This window comes from Pandoraea anhela, from assembly GCF_902459655.1.
Classification (GTDB): Bacteria; Pseudomonadota; Gammaproteobacteria; order Burkholderiales; family Burkholderiaceae; genus Pandoraea; species Pandoraea anhela.
In genome coordinates this window covers 37,196-53,461 of record NZ_CABPSB010000022.1, presented here as the reverse complement: position 1 = coordinate 53,461, position 16,266 = coordinate 37,196, and the positions used below count along the sequence as shown (strand labels likewise).

General features: G+C 65.3%; 13 protein-coding genes. 7 read left to right on the top strand and 6 right to left on the bottom strand.

Features of this window, described 5'->3' with window-relative positions; translation table 11 throughout:
* Nucleotides 1-37 precede the first annotated feature (37 nt).
* Genes PAN31108_RS22525 through PAN31108_RS22515 form a run of 3 tightly spaced genes read left to right on the top strand, consistent with a single transcriptional unit; the run spans nt 38 to nt 3,375 of the window.
* The gene (locus PAN31108_RS22525) at nt 38-1,057 is read left to right on the top strand and encodes a uroporphyrinogen-III synthase (protein ID WP_174995106.1); all 1,020 of its coding nucleotides are present in this window, start codon (nt 38-40) and stop codon (nt 1,055-1,057) included.
* Complete coding sequence (locus PAN31108_RS22520; RefSeq protein ID WP_174995105.1) at nt 1,044-2,192, top strand: uroporphyrinogen-III C-methyltransferase; 1,149 nt, start codon at nt 1,044-1,046, stop codon at nt 2,190-2,192. The genes PAN31108_RS22525 and PAN31108_RS22520 overlap by 14 nt, the downstream gene beginning before the upstream one ends.
* Nucleotides 2,193-2,202: 10 nt before the next feature.
* Nucleotides 2,203-3,375, top strand: a complete 1,173-nt coding sequence (locus PAN31108_RS22515; RefSeq protein WP_150670992.1) for a heme biosynthesis HemY N-terminal domain-containing protein — start codon at nt 2,203-2,205, stop codon at nt 3,373-3,375.
* Nucleotides 3,376-3,470: 95 nt separating this feature from the next.
* Here the strand turns inward: PAN31108_RS22515 and PAN31108_RS22510 are convergent, their stop codons facing one another.
* A complete protein-coding gene (locus PAN31108_RS22510) occupies nt 3,471-4,643 on the bottom strand; it encodes a hypothetical protein (protein ID WP_150670991.1) in 1,173 nt (390 codons plus the stop codon).
* Between PAN31108_RS22510 and PAN31108_RS22505 the strand changes: the two genes are divergently transcribed.
* Complete coding sequence (locus tag PAN31108_RS22505; protein WP_150670990.1) at nt 4,621-4,962, top strand: hypothetical protein; 342 nt, start codon at nt 4,621-4,623, stop codon at nt 4,960-4,962. The genes PAN31108_RS22510 and PAN31108_RS22505 overlap by 23 nt on opposite strands.
* Nucleotides 4,963-5,060: 98 nt before the next feature.
* On the opposite strand, the gene PAN31108_RS22500 is transcribed toward PAN31108_RS22505, so the two are convergent.
* The 5 genes from PAN31108_RS22500 to PAN31108_RS22480 form a co-directional block, all read right to left on the bottom strand.
* The gene (locus PAN31108_RS22500; RefSeq protein ID WP_150670989.1) at nt 5,061-5,954 is read right to left on the bottom strand and encodes a hypothetical protein; all 894 of its coding nucleotides are present in this window, start codon (nt 5,952-5,954) and stop codon (nt 5,061-5,063) included.
* A gap of 558 nt (nt 5,955-6,512) precedes the next feature.
* Complete coding sequence (locus tag PAN31108_RS22495; RefSeq protein WP_150670988.1) at nt 6,513-8,024, bottom strand: MDR family MFS transporter; 1,512 nt, start codon at nt 8,022-8,024, stop codon at nt 6,513-6,515.
* 180 nt (nt 8,025-8,204) lie between these two features.
* Nucleotides 8,205-9,521 carry an MFS transporter gene (locus tag PAN31108_RS22490; protein ID WP_150670987.1) on the bottom strand — a complete coding sequence of 439 codons (1,317 nt, stop codon included), beginning with the start codon at nt 9,519-9,521 and terminating at the stop codon, nt 8,205-8,207.
* A gap of 133 nt (nt 9,522-9,654) precedes the next feature.
* Nucleotides 9,655-10,413 (bottom strand): SDR family oxidoreductase, encoded by a 759-nt coding sequence (locus PAN31108_RS22485; protein ID WP_150670986.1) that lies wholly within the window; start codon nt 10,411-10,413, stop codon nt 9,655-9,657.
* A 177-nt stretch (nt 10,414-10,590) separates the two neighbouring features.
* Nucleotides 10,591-12,069 (bottom strand): aldehyde dehydrogenase family protein, encoded by a 1,479-nt coding sequence (locus PAN31108_RS22480; RefSeq protein ID WP_150670985.1) that lies wholly within the window; start codon nt 12,067-12,069, stop codon nt 10,591-10,593.
* A gap of 272 nt (nt 12,070-12,341) precedes the next feature.
* Between PAN31108_RS22480 and PAN31108_RS22475 the strand changes: the two genes are divergently transcribed.
* The 3 genes from PAN31108_RS22475 to PAN31108_RS22465 all read left to right on the top strand — a co-directional run bounded on the left by PAN31108_RS22475 (nt 12,342) and on the right by PAN31108_RS22465 (nt 16,251).
* Nucleotides 12,342-13,778, top strand: a complete 1,437-nt coding sequence (locus tag PAN31108_RS22475; RefSeq protein ID WP_150670984.1) for an FAD-binding oxidoreductase — start codon at nt 12,342-12,344, stop codon at nt 13,776-13,778.
* A 262-nt stretch (nt 13,779-14,040) separates the two neighbouring features.
* Nucleotides 14,041-15,084 carry an ABC transporter substrate-binding protein gene (locus tag PAN31108_RS22470; protein ID WP_174995108.1) on the top strand — a complete coding sequence of 348 codons (1,044 nt, stop codon included), beginning with the start codon at nt 14,041-14,043 and terminating at the stop codon, nt 15,082-15,084.
* A gap of 45 nt (nt 15,085-15,129) precedes the next feature.
* Nucleotides 15,130-16,251: an ABC transporter ATP-binding protein gene (locus tag PAN31108_RS22465; protein ID WP_150670982.1), complete on the top strand. Its 1,122-nt coding sequence runs from the start codon at nt 15,130-15,132 to the stop codon at nt 16,249-16,251.
* Nucleotides 16,252-16,266: the final 15 nt, after the last annotated feature.

The following is a 16,266-nucleotide window of genomic DNA, read 5'->3' as shown; positions in this document are numbered from 1 at the left end:
GACCGGAGCGACCGGAGTGACCGGAGCGGCCACCCCCATGGCCGACGGCGCTGGCGGTGGCCGGCGTGAGGACGGCATGCCCAAACGCGTCGTGGCCGCTGCCGTTGCGCCGTGCGCGATCCTGACGCGTCCCGACGGACAGGCCGAAGCGCTTGCCCGGTCGCTGAACGCCCAAGGTATCGATACGCTCGAATTCCCTCTGTTGCATATCGCTGCGCAGGCCGACCCGGTGGCGCTGACGGCGCTCGACGACGCCTTGCGCTCGCTGACGTCGTACGCGCTGGCCGTGTTCATCTCGCCCAATGCCGTGACCCATGCGCTCGCCCGGCTTTTGCACCTGTCGCGTCAGCCACGCTCGCAATCCTCTGAAGAGGGGAGCGATGGAAGCGATGGAAGCGATGGAAGCGATGGCGGCGGGCTGAGCGGCGCAGGGGCGCTGTGGCCCGCCGCTTTGCCCGTCGCCGTGGTCGGGCCGGGCAGTGCACAGGCGCTGGCCGACGCAGGCATCGCGCCGCCCGACCATCGCGTCATCGTGCCGCCCGGCGGCCCCGAGGCGCGTTTCGACTCCGAGGCGCTGCTCGCGCAACTCGATCTGCCAGCGCTCGCCGGGCAGCGCGTGCTGCTGGTGCGCGGCGACGGTGGCCGCGAGTTGCTGGCCGACACACTACGGACCAGCGGGGCGCAGCTCGATGTCGTGAGCGCGTACACGCGTCGCGCGCCTGAGCCGGACACGGCGGCATGGGCCGCGCTCGAAGCCCGGCTGGTCTCGCCGGCGCGTTGCGCCTGGGTGCTGACCAGCTCCGAGGCTGTCCGGCATCTCGCCACGTTGCTCGCGGCGCGTTACGGTACGCGCGATGGCGTTCACACGCCGGGCACCCCGCAAGTGCTCGCGCAGATCCTTGCCGCAACGTGCTTTACTTCGCATACCCGCATCGCGGATGCCGCGCGATCGGCGGGGTTTGATAGGATTACGCAGTGCGCGCCCGGTGACGAGAACTTGCTGGCGGCACTCAAAACATGGGCGGATCCCATTCAAGTCAAGCATGACGACAGATAATCGCGTTCCAGAGTCTTCCCAGAACCCGTCGGCGTCGACCGGCCCGACGGCGCATTCAACCGCAACCGGCGCCGCCTACGGCACCGCAGGCGTCCCACCCGCATGGCAACCGCCCGAGCCACCGCAGAAGCGTCGCGGCTCGGGGGCGGCGCTGCCCTGGCTGCTCTTCGTGCTCGTGACGGCGGGCGCCGGCATCGGCGGCTGGTCGCTCAACCAGAAGCTCGACCGCGTGCAGCAGGAAATGGCGCGCCGTCAGCAAGCGGGCGACTCGCAGGTCATGCAGGCGCAGGTGCGCACCGCGCAGGCGCTCGACAATCAACGCGATCTTCAGAACCGGCTCACGGCGCTGGAAGGCCGTGTGTCCGACTCGCGCAGTCAGCAGGCCGCGCTCGAACAGCTCTATCAGGAGCTCGCGCACAACCGCGACGAGTGGGTGCTCGCCGAAACTGAACAGATCGTCACGAGCGCGAATCAACAATTGCAGTTGACGGGCAACGTACGTGGCGCGCTGATTGCGCTCGAAGGCGCCGACGCGCGGCTGGCCCGCACCGGCGCGCCGCAACTCGCCGGTGTGCGCGACGCACTGAAGAAGGACATCGACCGCCTCAAGGCCGTGCCGGCCGCCGACCTGCCGCAACTCACGGGCAAGCTCGATCAGGCCATCGCCATGATCGACACGCTGCCGCTTCAGGCCGAGGAGCAGCGCGTTGCTCCGAAGACGGACGCCAGCGGCCCGAGCGGCGCCGGCGAGGCGGGCTGGGCTGCCACGTGGCACCGGCTGTCCGGTGAGATGCTCGGCAGTCTCAAACAACTGGTGCAGGTCAGACGTCTCGACGATCCGGACGTGATGCTCGTTGCGCCCGAGCAGGGTGCATTCCTGCGGGCGAACCTGAAGCTGCGGTTGCTCAACGCGCGTCTGGCGCTGCTCGCCCGCAACGCGTCCGCCGTGCATAGCGACGTGCTGGTCGCTCAGGCCGCGCTCGACAAGTACTTCGATGCCAAGTCGCGCCGTATCGCCGCGGTCAAAACGTTGCTCGATCAGGTCGATTCGGGCTCGCGCACCATCGAACTGCCGACCCTTGACGCCAGCCTGACCGCCATCGGTCAGGTCAAGGACGTCAAGGAAAAGCCGTAAGGAGCCGGGCATGCGAGGATTGATCTGGTTGACGCTCCTGTTTGCGGTGGCGGCCGGCTTCGCCGTGCTGGCCACGTTCAATCACGGGCAGGTGGTGATGCTGGTGCCGCCATACCGCGTGGACGTATCGCTGAACCTGTTCGTGCTGGCGCTGCTGGCGTTGTTCGTTGCGCTGTACGTCATCATTCGGATTCTGCGCAACATCTACAAGATGCCGGAACGCGTGGCGGCTTATCGCAATCGCCAACGCAGTCGCCGCGCAAACATCGCCCTGCGCGACGCCGTGGCGAACCTTTTCGCGGGGCGCTACACGCGTGCGGAGAAGGCCGCCCGCGAAGCCGCGGAGCAGGACGATAACCGCGGTGTGGCCGCGATCATCGGCGCGCGTGCGGCGCATCGCATGCGCGAGTTTGCGCGTCGCGACGCGTGGCTGGCCGAAGCGCAGGGGGCGAATCTCGAAGAAGCGCGTCTGCTGCAGACGGCGGAACTTCGCGTCGACAATCGCGATGCGGAAGGCGCGCTCGAAGCGCTGACCGAGATGCGCGCGCAGGGCGCGCGTCGTATGCAGGCGCAGCTCGTGGCGCTGCGTGCGCATCAGCATCTCAAACACTGGCCTGAAGTGCTGACGCTGCTCAAGGTGCTGGAAAAGCGGGAAGCCTTGCACCCGGCGCTGGCGGCCAAGCTCAAGCAGACGGCCAGCGAAGGCATTCTGCGCGACCATCGTCACGATGCGGATGCGCTGCTCAAGTGCTGGCATGAATTGCCGGCGGACGCACGCACGTCGGCGCGAATCGCCGATGTCGCCGCCGAATTGCTGATCGCGCTGGACCGTCCGCGTGAAGCCCGCGATATTGTGGAAGCCGCGTTGGCGGAGCATTGGGATGCGCGTCTGCTGCGCCGTTACGCCGAGTGTGCGGGCGGTGACGCCTTGCCGCTCATCCAGAAAGCCGAAGCGTGGCAGCAACGCCATCCGAACGATCCCGATCTGCTCTACGCGCTGGGCAAGCTATGCCAGCACCAGCGGTTGTGGGGCAAGGCGCAAACGTTCCTCGAAGGCGCGCTGCGTCACACCGACGACCGGCATCTCCAGCAGCGACTGCATCTGTCGCTCGCGCAACTCTTCGAAGGTCTTGGTCAGATGGATCAGGCCAATCGTCACTACCGGGCCTGCGCGACGGCCTGACCCGAGGCGCTTGGCGCCGGAAGCAGCCGTTCGACCGACAACACCCGCTCGATGCGGGTGTTGTCGTTGGGGGGCGTTTCTGCGCTGTCGAATCGTCAGTCCATCATCGTCCGCTTGTATTCGTCGCAGACTTCCTCCAGCGTTGCGTCCAGTCCGGCGGCCAGATCGTCGAAGCCGCTGCGGCGACAGGTCGAGCGCAGATCGTCGAGCATTTGCGCGCACTCGTCCGGCCCGAAGACCAGATAGTCGAAGTCACCCCGCATCATGACGATCGTCTCGAGATGGCCGACCAGCGCTCGTGCGGCTGCGTCAGGCATGCGATCGATGCGATCCGAGACCGCTTCGACGATGGCCTTCATGTCGTCGCCATACATGCGCCGGTTGCTGCTCGTGAGGCTTTGCGCAATCGTTGGGGTGTCACCGCGGGGCACGGCACCAAGCAGTTGCGACGCCAATTCGCGCCAACCGCCGTGGCCGGTGAACGTGCACGCCGCCTCGACGACGGCGCACGCTGCGGGGGTTTGCTCCGCTTCGGCGAGCAAACCGATGAATCGCGCGAGCGGCACCAGACGTTGCGCCGTCGTACACGCCTTCGATCGTTGCATGCCGGCGAGCAGGTTGCGCCATTCGCCGGCGCGTGTTTCGGCGGGCATATCGGCGATCGCATGCAGCCGGTGCGCCACCAGATGCTCGATGCTGGCATGCGTCGATGCGTGCGCCAGCGCTTGCGCAGCGTCGCCGGAAGTGTTGTCGCAGGTGAGCAGCATTGCCCGCGCGGCTTGCTCCGTGCGGGCCTCGAACCGCAGGGCGAGAGCCACGACGCGCTCGAATGCCGTCGTCCAGTTCGGGTGATGTTGATGGGTCTCAAGCCGTCGCAGCAACCCTTCTAGCAGATGATGCGCATCGGCGTAGCGCCCTTTTTCCAGCACCACGTCGATGGCCCGCGATTCGAGCGTGGCGAACCCGTCAGACGCCTGCGTTGCGGGCTCGCCCAGGATGAGCAGCGCTTTGCGCAACACGTGATCCGGAATCGGCGGGCGGGTGCGAGCGACCATGCCCGAGGTCGACGGCTTCGGTTCGAGCGTCGGAATCTCGCGCAGAGCGGCCAGGCGCTTCCATCGTGCGGCGTTCGCGGTGGCGTCCTCATCGAATGCCGTCGAGACGCTGCGCTTGCCTGTCGGTGCGGGCGGCACCCGTGCGGTGGCCCCGCACGGTAAGGGGTGTTCGAATAAGCCCGAGAAGTCGATGCAAAACTCGGTGGCGGTCATGAGCGATGACGGCAGCGACGGTGGCGACGGTGGCGACGGCAAGGAGGGGAGCGTCTCCTCGGCGGCGCCCGGGCCGAAGCCGGGCATCGCCATCGCCATCGACGGGCTTAGCGGGGCTTGGGACGTCTGCCAGAAATCGTTGAGAAAGGTGGTGCGCAATACGGTCGATGGGGTCGACTGGGCTGACAGCGCCGATGTTGTCGCCGTCGTCGCGCAAGCGCTGGAACTTGGGCCGCAAGTCGGGGGGGAAAGCGGCGGGGAAGTCGTCGCCGGGTTGTCGGCAGCGGTCGTCCCGGTTGCCGGGACGATGTGCGTGTAGCGTGAAGAAGGGAACAATGCGGACTCCTTGCAGGAGATACATCGATAAAGGAGTCCGCACTTTGCCGGGTTGTCCGGCAGTCCACTTTGTCGCTCGCGTCAGGACTTTTCTGATTGGGCCGACTTGCCCGTGCGACTCAGCAGGCTCAGGAAATGGAAGCCGGTACCCGGATCGAACATGTCGAGCCGTTCGGAGATAACGCGAGTCACTTCGTCCCGTGATGCACTGTTATCCGCACTGGCGCGCTCCATCAGTCTTTCGGCAATGTCCGCCCGGACCGCCTTGTCGCTGATGGCCGACAGCGCATCGCAAACAAACGTCATTCTGGCGTCGCGAGCGTCGAGTCGTTTTAGCGACATGACGATGAACCTGACCAACTGACCGGCCGCTCGCTGCTGCTGGTCGCCCGCCGGGATCAGCCCGATTGCGCTGGCATGGAGTCCGATGTCGGCAACGCACGCCGTCGACAAGCGGTGGCGCAGCCGGGTGAAGGCGCTCTCCCAGGCATCGTAGCGTTGCTCGGGGCGCATGAACCCGAGCGACCAGATGGCCGTAGCGCGCCAGAGCCGATCGGCATCGCTTTGCATGCGGCGATCGAGATGGGTCAGGATCCCTGTCGCAACGAGGTGCTGCTTGTCGCCGAATACGGTCGCGGTGCAATCGAAAAAGCCGCGCACCAATGCCGTGGCGCATGCCGGCCGTTTCATGGCATCGAAAACCTCACCGACATACGTTGCCAGTTCGCCTGGCTTGTTGCTGACATAGAAGTCCCTCAGGAACACGATCAAGAATTCGGCCGCGAACGGTCGATGCCTTTCGTGCAAGTCGTCGAGCGCATCGGCGAAAGGGGAGAGCTGACGGGGTGTCATCCGCGCGGTTGTGCTTGCTTCGTCATAGAGCAGCTTGATCCACGCGCTGTAGCGCTCATCCGCATTTGCCACATTGGGCAAGTCGGCAAGGCGCGAGACCGGCGGCGCGACGGCGGGCGCCAACGCCGTGTGGACCGACTGACAGGCGACGGGGGGCAGCTTCGCCAATGCCGCTGCGCCCCGCGCCCGAGCCGCCTGTATGGCGCTCGGCGGCGAGGTCGGCGTGCAGATCGGCGCGACTCTCGGGGGGAAGAGGCGGTTGGCGAAAGTCGCGATGAAGTTACTCGTCTCCGATGGGCGTTGCGTCGTGCTTCGCACCGTGGTGAGGTCTTGCGGAAGGCGTTGCGTCGCGTCGGACGCGTGCGGCGACGAGGCCGTTGACGACGTCGGTGACTGCGATGCGAACGTCGAATACTGCGTTTGATTCGGCGGTAGGGCTTTCGACAGTGGTTCAGTGCCGCCCATGACGAACTCCTTATGGCGTTGGAAGGAGTTCCTACAGTGGGGCCACTATCGGTTGTGCACTTTGGGGAACGTCAGTCAATTGCGGGGAACGGCACGGGGATGAGCGAAAGCTGCAAATCCCCGTGACGGTCGGAACGCGGTGGGTCACCTCGATTGTCCGCCTGGAATGCCGCCCGGATGGACCGCCAGCAACGATCCGAGGCGCCGGGTTTCGCCTTACTCGACGGCGGTCGCCTCGTTCCCGGAGCTTTGGCGCAAGGGAATTTCCGGCAGACGGCTGAGCGCCGCGACGGCCAGTGCGGTAATCAGCGCACTGCCGCCGAAGAACGCCCCGAAGGCGATACGCAGATGTTCCGTCATCCCTGCCGGCGCGCCGCCGGGGCGCAGGAAGTCCGTGAGTTCACGCGTTGTGCTGCCGTCGTCGCCCGAGACCAGCAAGCCGACGATCAGCGCTCCGAACATCGCGACGCCGATCATGCCGCCCAGCGCGCGGAAGAATGCGTGCGCCGCCGTGGCGATACCGATGTCGCGCGGCGCGACGGCGTTCTGCGTGGCAACCGTCATGACCGGCATGGCGGAGCCGAAACCGATGCCCACGAGCCCGAGACACAGCCCGATTACCCCGAGCGGCAGCGACTGCACACCGGCGGCGATGATCGCCAGCCCGGCCAGCGCGACCGGCAGGCCGATCTGTGGCGGCCGCTTGTAGTGCCCCGTCTTGCGCATGTAGTGCCCTGAACTCAGCGCACCGACCACGATGCCCAGCAGCGGCAGAATCAGCATCAGGCCTGAGCGGCTCGCCGACTCGCCGCGTTGCAGTTGCAGATAGAGCGGCACATAAATGCCGATACTGATATTGACCATCATCACGAGCACGGCCATCGTCGACGTCATGCGAAACACCGGATTGGCGAGCAACGCGACAGGCAACAACGGTTCGCGCACCGTGCGTTGGTGACGCAGGAACACCGCGCCGATCACCAGGGTGACCGCCATGAGCCCGCCGATTTCCGGCGACACCCATGCGTAACGATGCCCGCCCCACGTGAGCGCGAGCAGCAGACAGACGGTGGAGACGATCAGCAGCAGCGAACCGAGATAATCGATGCTCGGCTTGCCGGCGCGACGCGGCAGACGTCGCAGCGCGCGGTCGCTCAGATAGATCGCGAGCAGGCCGAGCGGAATGTTGATCCAGAAGATGAGCGTCCAGTTGAGGTACTGCGCGAACACACCGCCCGTGACAGGGCCGGCCACGCCGGAGACCGCGAACATCCCGGAGATGTATCCCTGATAGCGGCCGCGCTCGCGCGGCGACACGATGTCCGCAATCACCGTATTCGACAGCGCGATCAACCCGCCGCCGCCCAGCCCCTGCACGCCGCGCGCGAGAATCAGCGCGAGCATTGTCGGTGCGAGTGCACACAGCACGGATCCCACGAGGAAGACGGTGACGCTCACGGCGATCACGACACGTCGCCCCAACAGATCGGAGAGCTTGCCCACGATGGGCGTGATGGCCGTGGACGACAGCAGGTAAGCGGTGACGACCCAGGAGACGGCGTCGAAGCTGCCGAGATCTCGCGCGATGGTCGGCAAGGCGGGCGCGACGATGGTCTGGTCGAGCGAGCCGAGAAACATGATGAGGAGCAAGCCGGTGAGGATCGACTTGATCTCGGCGGGGGAGAGCGAGACGCCGGCCGGCGTCGTCTGTGAGTCGTTGGCGGGCATGCGAATCCGTGAAGCTCAGGGGGCAACAGCCAGGGGGGAAAAAACAAGCCGTCCCGGGGTGGGGACGGCCTGATTCGTCAAGTCATGGTACTCCCACCGTGGCGACCCGGCCAGTCGCCCCGTGGCGTCTCGGTCCCGGTGATCAAGACGGTGTTTCGTCAGACAAACCGATGCGGCAGGTTACTGGTTCACCAGCCGCGCCGGGACCGCCAGCGTCAGCAATCCGCCGAGAATCATGAAGACGGTGAGCAGGAACATGCCACTGTTGGTGCTTTGGGTCGTGTCCTTGAGAAAACCGATCAAATAGGGGCCGACGAACCCAGCCAGATTGCCTAGCGAGTTGATCATCGCGATGCCCGCCGCTGCGGCCGTGCCCCCCAGAAATGCGGTGGGCAGGCTCCAGAACAGCGGCAACACGATCATGATGCCCATCGTGGCGAGCGTGAGCGCGACCATGGCGAGTTGCGTGTTGTGGCTCCACACCGTGGACAGGAACAGACCGATCGCGCCGATGAATGCCGGAATCGCAATGTGCCAGCGACGCTCGCCGCGCAGATCCGATCGGCGTCCGACGAGCACCATCGCGATCACCGCGAAGAAGTACGGAATGGCGGTGAGCAGCCCGATCTGCAACGGATCGGTCACACCCGTGCTCTTGATGATCGTCGGCAGCCAGAAGCCGACGCCGTACAGGCCGATCACGAACGAGAAGTAGATGAGGCTCATCATCCACACGCGTGCGCTGGAGAACACCCGACGCAGCGGCAAGTCTTCCTTGGTGAGCACGTCGCTCGCGATATTGCGTTCGAGCAGCGACTTCTCGTCGTCGCTGAGCCACTTTGCGTCGCGAATGCGGTCGTTGAGCACGAACAGCACCGCGATGCCGATCACCACCGACGGAATCGCTTCGAGCAGGAACATCCACTGCCAGCCGGCCAGCCCGCTCACGCCGCTCATGTCCTTCAGAATCCAGCCCGAGATCGGCCCGCCGATCAGGCCCGAGAGCGCCACGGCCGTCATGAACCACGCCGTCATGCGCCCGCGCCGCGAGGCCGGGTACCAGTAGGTGATGTACAGGATGATGCCGGGGAAGAATCCCGCTTCGGCCACGCCGAGCAGGAATCGCATCACATAGAACATCGACGGCGTGGTGACGAACATCGTCGCGCCCGAGATGATGCCCCACGAGATCATGATGCGCGCGATCCAGACGCGCGCGCCGACGCGATGCAGGATCACGTTGCTGGGCACTTCGAAGATGAAGTAGCCGATGAAGAAGATGCCGGCGCCGAGGCCGAACACCGTCTCGGAGAATTGCAGGTCGCCAACCATCTGCAACTTGGCGAATCCCACGTTTACGCGGTCGAGATATGCGACGACGTAGCACAGCAGCAGAAACGGAATCAGCCGCCAGCCGACCTTGCGGTAGGTGGCCGCTTCGAAGTCCGCCGGCGGTGTGCCGGCCATTGGCGAGGGGGGCGTCGGAACGCTGTTCATGCGGAATCTCCTCCGGTTTGACGAGGTATTGTCTAGTTATGGTGTGTGTAACAACTACGGGTGCTACGGACTGCTGAAAACGGAATGTACGCGGGTGTGGGCGCGGGCGTCGGCGCGGGATTGGCAGATCCCGTCAGATGCAACGTCCGCCGTCGACTTCGAGGCACACGCCGGTGATGAACGCGGCGTCGTCACTTGCGAGATACAGGCAAGCGTTGGCGATGTCCTGTGGGGTGGAGAAGCGTCCGAGCGGAATGCCGGCGAGGAACTTGGCGCGGTTCTCGGGCGTGTTGGGTACGCCCATGAATTCTGCGGTCAGGCCCGTGTCGCCGATGACCGGATTGACGCAGTTCACGCGAATGTTCTGCGGGCCGAATTCGGCGGCCATCGCTTTGCTCGCGGTGATCACGGCCCCTTTGCTGCCGTTGTACCAGACGAGGCCCGGGCGCGGGCGCACGCCGGCCGTCGAGGCGATGTTGATCATCACGCCGCCGCCACGCCGCTGAAAATAAGGGATGACGGCGCGCGCGCTCCAGAAGAGGCTTTTGACGTTGACCGCATAGACCCGGTCGAACTCGGCTTCCGTGACTTCGAGCAGCGGCTTGTTGCGGTGCGTGGTGCCCGCATTGTTGACCACGATATCGAGATGGCCGAAACGCGTGACGGCTTCGTCGAGCAGCGTGACGTGATCGTCCTCGCGCGAGACGTCGCCATACACGAACGCCGCGCGCCCACCGGCGTCGACGATTTCGCCGGCCACTCGCTCGCCGGCTTCGCGATTCAGGTCGTTGACGACGACGGCGGCGCCTTCGCGCGCGAACGTCTTTGCGATGCCTTCGCCGAATCCCGACCCGGCGCCTGTGACGATGGCCACTTTCTCTTGCAAACGCATGCCTTGTCTCCAAAGGTCCCTGATGTGCATTTTTCTACGCGAAGCGCCCTGCGCTCAGGGGGCCTTCGGCGCTTCGCTGCGATCGGTTTCAGGTGGTGCGATGCCAGGTACTGCGCGGTATCTCCAACGGCGGCCGGAGGTTGCCGGAAAGTGCCGGAAAGTGCTGGAGGGTACGAATCAACCGTGCCGGATGGCGACCGTCTTGAGTGTCGTGAACCCGTAGAGCGCTTCGAAGCCTTTCTCGCGGCCGTGGCCGGAGTGTTTCATGCCGCCGAACGGCAACTCCACGCCGCCGCCTGCGCCGTAGTTGTTGATGAAGACCTGTCCTGCGCGGATGTTGCGCGCGAGGCGCATCTGCCGCCCGCCGTCGCGCGTCCACACCCCGGCGGCCAGCCCATATGGCGTGTCGTTGGCCAGACGCACCGCGTCGGCCTCGTCGGTGAACGGCATGGCGGCCAGCACCGGCCCGAACACCTCTTCACGGGCGAGACGGTGCATGTGCGGCACGTCGCGCAGCAGCGTCGGCGCCTGATAAAACCCGGCTTCCGGCGCGCTGCCGACGACTTCGCCCTGCGACATGACGGTAATGCCGTCGTGCTGCGCCTCGGACAGGAAGTCCCACACGCGCTGCTGCTGGCGCGCATTGATGAGCGGGCCGAGGTCGAGATCGTCTTGTGACGGCCCTACGCGCAATCGCGCGAATGCATCGGCCAGATGCGCGAGCACGGTCTCGTAGGCATCGCGCTGCACGAGCAGGCGGCTCCCCGCCGAGCACGTCTGCCCCGCGTTCTGCACGATGGCGTTGACCACCACCGGCAGCACGGCATCCATGTCGGCATCGGCGAAGACGATCTGCGGCGACTTGCCCCCGAGTTCCAGCGTGACCGGTGTGTGGTGCTCGGCGGCCATCTGCGAGATCAGCGTGCCGGTCGCCGGCGACCCGGTAAACGAGATGTGATCGATGCCCGGATGCCGCGCGAGCGCCGCACCGGCCTCCGCACCGAAGCCCGTCACGATATTGAGTGCACCGGGCGGCAGACCGGCTTCCTTCGACAGTTCGGCTACCCGCAGCAACGACAGACAGGCGTCCTCGGCCGGCTTGACCACGCAGGCGTTGCCGGTGGCGAGCGCGGCGGCCACGCTGCGTCCGAAGATTTGCAGCGGGTAGTTCCACGGAATGATGTGTCCGGTCACGCCGTGCGGCTCGCGCATCGTCAAGACGGTAAAGCCTTGCTGATAGGGAATCGTCTCGCCATGCAGCTTGTCGGCGGCGCCGGCGTAGAACTCGAAGTAACGGACGATGGCCGCAGCGTCGGCGCGTGCCTGCCTGAGCGGCTTGCCGGTGTCGCGGGCTTCGAGTTGCGCGAGGGCTTCCTGATGCTTTGCGAGCAGCGTTGCGAAGGCGTATAGCGTGCGCCCGCGCTCGGCAGCGGCGGTGCGTCCCCACTCGCCGTCGAAGGCGGCGCGCGCCGCGCGCACCGCGCGGTCGATGTCTTCGGCGTCGCCCCGGGCGATTTCGGTGAACGGTTGTCCGTCGGAGGGATCGATGACGGCGATGACGGTGTTCGCCGCGCTGGCGGATGCGGCGGCTGAGACCCCGGCGCGCCGGGCGGGGGCGAGCCACTGATTGCCGATGAAGTGTGCAGCTTCGGGCATGTCGACGGCACCTCGTATGAAGGGTGGGGCCATTATCACTTAACTCACGGGCGCGTTGACCGTCGTATCGGTGACATCCGCATAAACACCTAAAATGAGCGCATTGCAATTAAAGATATTTTATTGCAATTTTTTATCGCCTATCCTTGATCACAAGAAATCGCCAGACGGGCGTCTGGTATGGCAATACCGCTTGTTGCGTACAGTCTCAGTGGGAGACGCCGCAAACGCAGCGCAGCGGTCAAACGCAGGCATTCAGGAGCAGGCAGGCAATGAACGACGCAGTCACGCAAGAGACGCTGTTGAACCGGTTGCAGGAGGCGCTGGGTGCGGACGCCGTGCTCACGAGCGAGCCCGACACCGCCGGTTACACGGAAGACTGGCGCGGGCGCTATCGGGGCGACGCCCTGTGCGTGGTGTTGCCGTCGTCCACTGCTCAGGTCAGCGACATTGTGAAGCTGTGCGCGGCTGCCAGGGTGCCGATCCTCCCACAGGGCGGTAATACGAGCCTGTGCGGCGGCGCGGTGCCGCCAACGCACGGCCCGGCGCCGGTGATTCTGAATCTGGCGCGCATGCGTCACATCCGTCAGATCGACGCTGCGAACGGCTCGATGGTCGTCGAAGCGGGGTGCATTCTGAAAACCGTGCAGGATGCGGCGGCCGACGTCGGGCGTCTCTATCCGGTCAGTCTGGGCGCAGAAGGCTCGTGTCAGATCGGTGGCACGCTCTCGACCAATGCGGGCGGCACCAGCGTGCTGCGCTACGGCAACACCCGCGAGAACGTGCTCGGCCTCGAAGTCGTGCTGGCCGACGGCACGGTCTGGGATGGACTGCGGGCGCTGCGCAAGGACAACACGGGCATCGATCTCAAGCATCTGTTCATCGGTGCCGAAGGCACGCTGGGCATCATCACGGCGGCGGCGCTCAAGTTGCATCCGCTGCCCACGCATCACGCGCTGGCCTGGTTCGCCCCGCGCGATCCGGCCGCCGCGCAGCAGATTCTCGGCATGTTCCAGAACGCGTGCGGCTCGCGTCTTTCCGCGTTCGAAATCATGAATCGCCACCAGCTCGATCTGGTGTTGGCCAACGTGCCGAACCGCCGTAATCCGCTCACGGGCGCTCACGCGTGGCACGTGCTTGTCGAACTGGGCGACACGCGCGATGCCGGGGGACTCGAGGCCGTACTGACAGAAACGTTGGGCGAAGCCATCGAACAGGGGCTGGTGGAAGACGCCGTGATTGCCGCCAACGAAACGCAGCGCGCCGATTTGTGGGAAGTGCGCCACAGCGTGAGCGAGGCGAACAAGAAGGCCGCCATCGGGCTGACGACCGACTGTGCCGTGCCGGTGTCGAGCGTGTCCGAATTCATCGAAGCGTCGACGCGCGCGGTGCACGCCATCGTGCCGGGTCTGGACATCGCCATCGTCGGCCACATGGGCGACGGCAACGTGCACTTCATTCCGATGTTCTCGTTCGCCGCGTGGGCGGCGCTCACCGACAGCGCAGCCATGGGCGACGCGATGCGTGCGTGCGTGAACGACGTGGCCGCGCGTCTGTCGGGCACGTTCAGCGCGGAGCACGGCGTAGGCCAGACGGGCTTGCCGCTGATGCAGCGCTACAAGGCCTCGGCGGAACTCGCGTTGATGCGCACTGTGAAGGCGGCGCTCGATCCGAACCAGTTGTTCAATCCGGGACGTCTCGTTCCCTGAGTAGCGGACATATCGAACAAATCGAACATATCGCACGAATCACGCATCACCCGTCCATTCCCGAGATTTTCGTTTTTCACGTTTTGCTGTTTGTTTTGCCATAACTGCGCGCGCGGCGGCTGTGCCGAAATCGCTTCCGTCGCCGCGCCCACCCTCCCAGTCAAGACCGGAGACCATGATGAAACGCAAGACCTCCGCAAGCCCGCTCGATTCCGCCGATAACCACGCAGCGACGCTCGCACAACCGGGCCGCCGCACGGCCATGAAGACAGCCATCGTCGGCGCGGCCGCCGTTGCCTTCCCGTTCGTGTGGACGCCCTCGCGCGCCGCGACCAAGCGCATCGTGGTGCGCGACGACGGCGGTATTTACACGAAGGCGTACGACGCCGTGTACTACAAGCCGTTCGCCAAGGCGACGGGCATCGAGGTCGTCGGTGTGCAGGCCAACGCCGAACCGACCGCGCAGATCAAGAGCATGGTCGAAGCCGGTAGCTACACGTGGGACATGGCGAAGATCAGCCAGCCGGCCATCCTCCTGCTGACCTCGGGCGGCAAGGAGTATCTGGAGCGTCACGGGCTCGAATCGGACCCGACCATCGCGAAGATTCCGAAGCAGTACATGTCGCCGTTCGGCGTGGGCACCAACGTCTACTCGACAGTGCTCGCTTATCGCACCGACGCGTTCAAGGGCCGCAAGGCGCCGACATCGTGGGCCGACCTGTGGAACGTGAAGGATTTCCCGGGCCGTCGCTCGATCCGCAAGTATCCGTTCGACACCATCGAGCAGGCGCTGCTGGCCGACGGCGTTGCGCCGGGGTCGGTGTATCCGTGCGACTTCGACCGCGCGTTCAAGAGCCTGGACAAGATCGCCAAGCAAGTCGCCGTGTGGTGGACGACCGGTGCGCAGGTCGAGCAGATGCTCGGCTCGGGCGAAGTCGATCTGGTCGCCACGTGGGCTTCGCGTGCGCAGGCGGCGCAAGCCAACGGCGTGCCGGTCGAGATCGTCTGGAATCAGAACATCTGGGGCGTCGACAACTGGTCGATCCTCAAGGGCACGCCGAACGCTGCCGCTTGCCGCGAGTTCATCAAGTTCGCGAGCGATCCGAAGCGTCAGGCGGAACTGGTCAAGTACTTCCCCGCCGGCTTGACGCAGCCCGAAGCGTTCAACTTCGTGAAACCGGAAGTCGCCAAGCATTGCCCGACGTTCCCGGACAACATGAAGAGCGGCGTGCACATCGACGCCCAGTTCTGGCAGCAGAACCAGAGCGTTGCGCTCGAACGTTTCAACCGCTGGATCCTGACCTGATCCTCACCTGCTGTTCCGTTTCATGTTTCTTGGGGTGCTGATCTCATGACCGTTGCCAATCTTCAAGTCTCGGGCCTGTCCAAGCGTTACGGCGATTTCGTCGCGCTGGCGCCGACCGATCTCGATGTCGCACAGGGCGAATTCCTGACCTTGCTCGGCCCCAGCGGCTCGGGCAAGACCACTTTGCTCTCGCTCATCGCCGGTTTGTCGCAGCCCGATGCGGGCGCTATCCGCATCAATGGGGCCGATGTCACGTACGGTGCGCCGTACGAGCGCGACATCGGCATGGTGTTCCAGAACTACGCGCTATTCCCCCACATGACGGTGGCGGAGAACATCGCGTTCCCGTTGCAGATGCGTCGCACCGATGCCGCCGAGGCTCGCAAGATGGTCATGAATGCGCTGGAGATGGTGCATCTGCCTCACGTGGCCGAGCGCTATCCGCGCGAACTCTCGGGCGGGCAGCAGCAGCGCATCGCGCTCGCCCGCTGCATGGTCTACCGGCCGTCGATCATTCTGATGGACGAGCCGCTGGGCGCGCTGGACAAGAAGCTGCGCGATCACATGCAGCTCGAAATCAAGCGCATCCACCGTGAGCTCGGCACCACCATCGTGTACGTGACGCACGATCAGGAAGAAGCGATGACGATGTCCGATCGCATTTGCCTGATGAACGCCGGGGAAATCGCGCAACTGGGTACGCCGGACGACCTGTATTTCCGTCCGAAGAGCGTGTTCGTCGCCGATTTCCTCGGTGAGTCCAACCTGCTCGACGCCACCGTGCTCGAACGCGCGGGCGATCAGGTGCGCGTGGCCATGCCGGGCGTGGACGCGGCCGGCGGCGCAGGCGCGATGGTCTACGACGCGCAGATCGAACGCGGCCGACCCGTCAAGCTCATGCTGCGTCCGCAGAACCTGCACGTTCAGCACGTCGATGCCGGACCCTCGGCCGCGAATGGTGTGGCAACGATCTCCGCCAAGCTCACCGACATCATGGTCACCGGCGGCATGACGAAGCTGTATCTGCAATCGGCGGTGACCGGCGCGGACGCGAGCAAGTCGCTCGTGGCGGCGTTCCCGACGCATCGTCAGGGCAACCGCTACGAAATCGGTCAGACGCTGGGCCTCGCCTGGCATGCCGACGACGCCGTGGCGATCGCGGGGTAAGCCATGAGTGCATCT

Coding starts and splice junctions, on each gene's coding strand:
- PAN31108_RS22525 (WP_174995106.1), top strand. CDS start 38: ATGGCCGACGGCGCTGGCGGTGGCCGGCGTGAGGACGGCATGCCCAAA.
- PAN31108_RS22520 (WP_174995105.1), top strand. CDS start 1,044: ATGACGACAGATAATCGCGTTCCAGAGTCTTCCCAGAACCCGTCGGCG.
- PAN31108_RS22515 (WP_150670992.1), top strand. CDS start 2,203: ATGCGAGGATTGATCTGGTTGACGCTCCTGTTTGCGGTGGCGGCCGGC.
- PAN31108_RS22505 (WP_150670990.1), top strand. CDS start 4,621: ATGCAAAACTCGGTGGCGGTCATGAGCGATGACGGCAGCGACGGTGGC.
- PAN31108_RS22510 (WP_150670991.1), bottom strand. CDS start 4,643: ATGACCGCCACCGAGTTTTGCATCGACTTCTCGGGCTTATTCGAACAC.
- PAN31108_RS22495 (WP_150670988.1), bottom strand. CDS start 8,024: ATGCCCGCCAACGACTCACAGACGACGCCGGCCGGCGTCTCGCTCTCC.
- PAN31108_RS22490 (WP_150670987.1), bottom strand. CDS start 9,521: ATGAACAGCGTTCCGACGCCCCCCTCGCCAATGGCCGGCACACCGCCG.
- PAN31108_RS22485 (WP_150670986.1), bottom strand. CDS start 10,413: ATGCGTTTGCAAGAGAAAGTGGCCATCGTCACAGGCGCCGGGTCGGGA.
- PAN31108_RS22480 (WP_150670985.1), bottom strand. CDS start 12,069: ATGCCCGAAGCTGCACACTTCATCGGCAATCAGTGGCTCGCCCCCGCC.
- PAN31108_RS22475 (WP_150670984.1), top strand. CDS start 12,342: ATGAACGACGCAGTCACGCAAGAGACGCTGTTGAACCGGTTGCAGGAG.
- PAN31108_RS22470 (WP_174995108.1), top strand. CDS start 14,041: ATGAAGACAGCCATCGTCGGCGCGGCCGCCGTTGCCTTCCCGTTCGTG.
- PAN31108_RS22465 (WP_150670982.1), top strand. CDS start 15,130: ATGACCGTTGCCAATCTTCAAGTCTCGGGCCTGTCCAAGCGTTACGGC.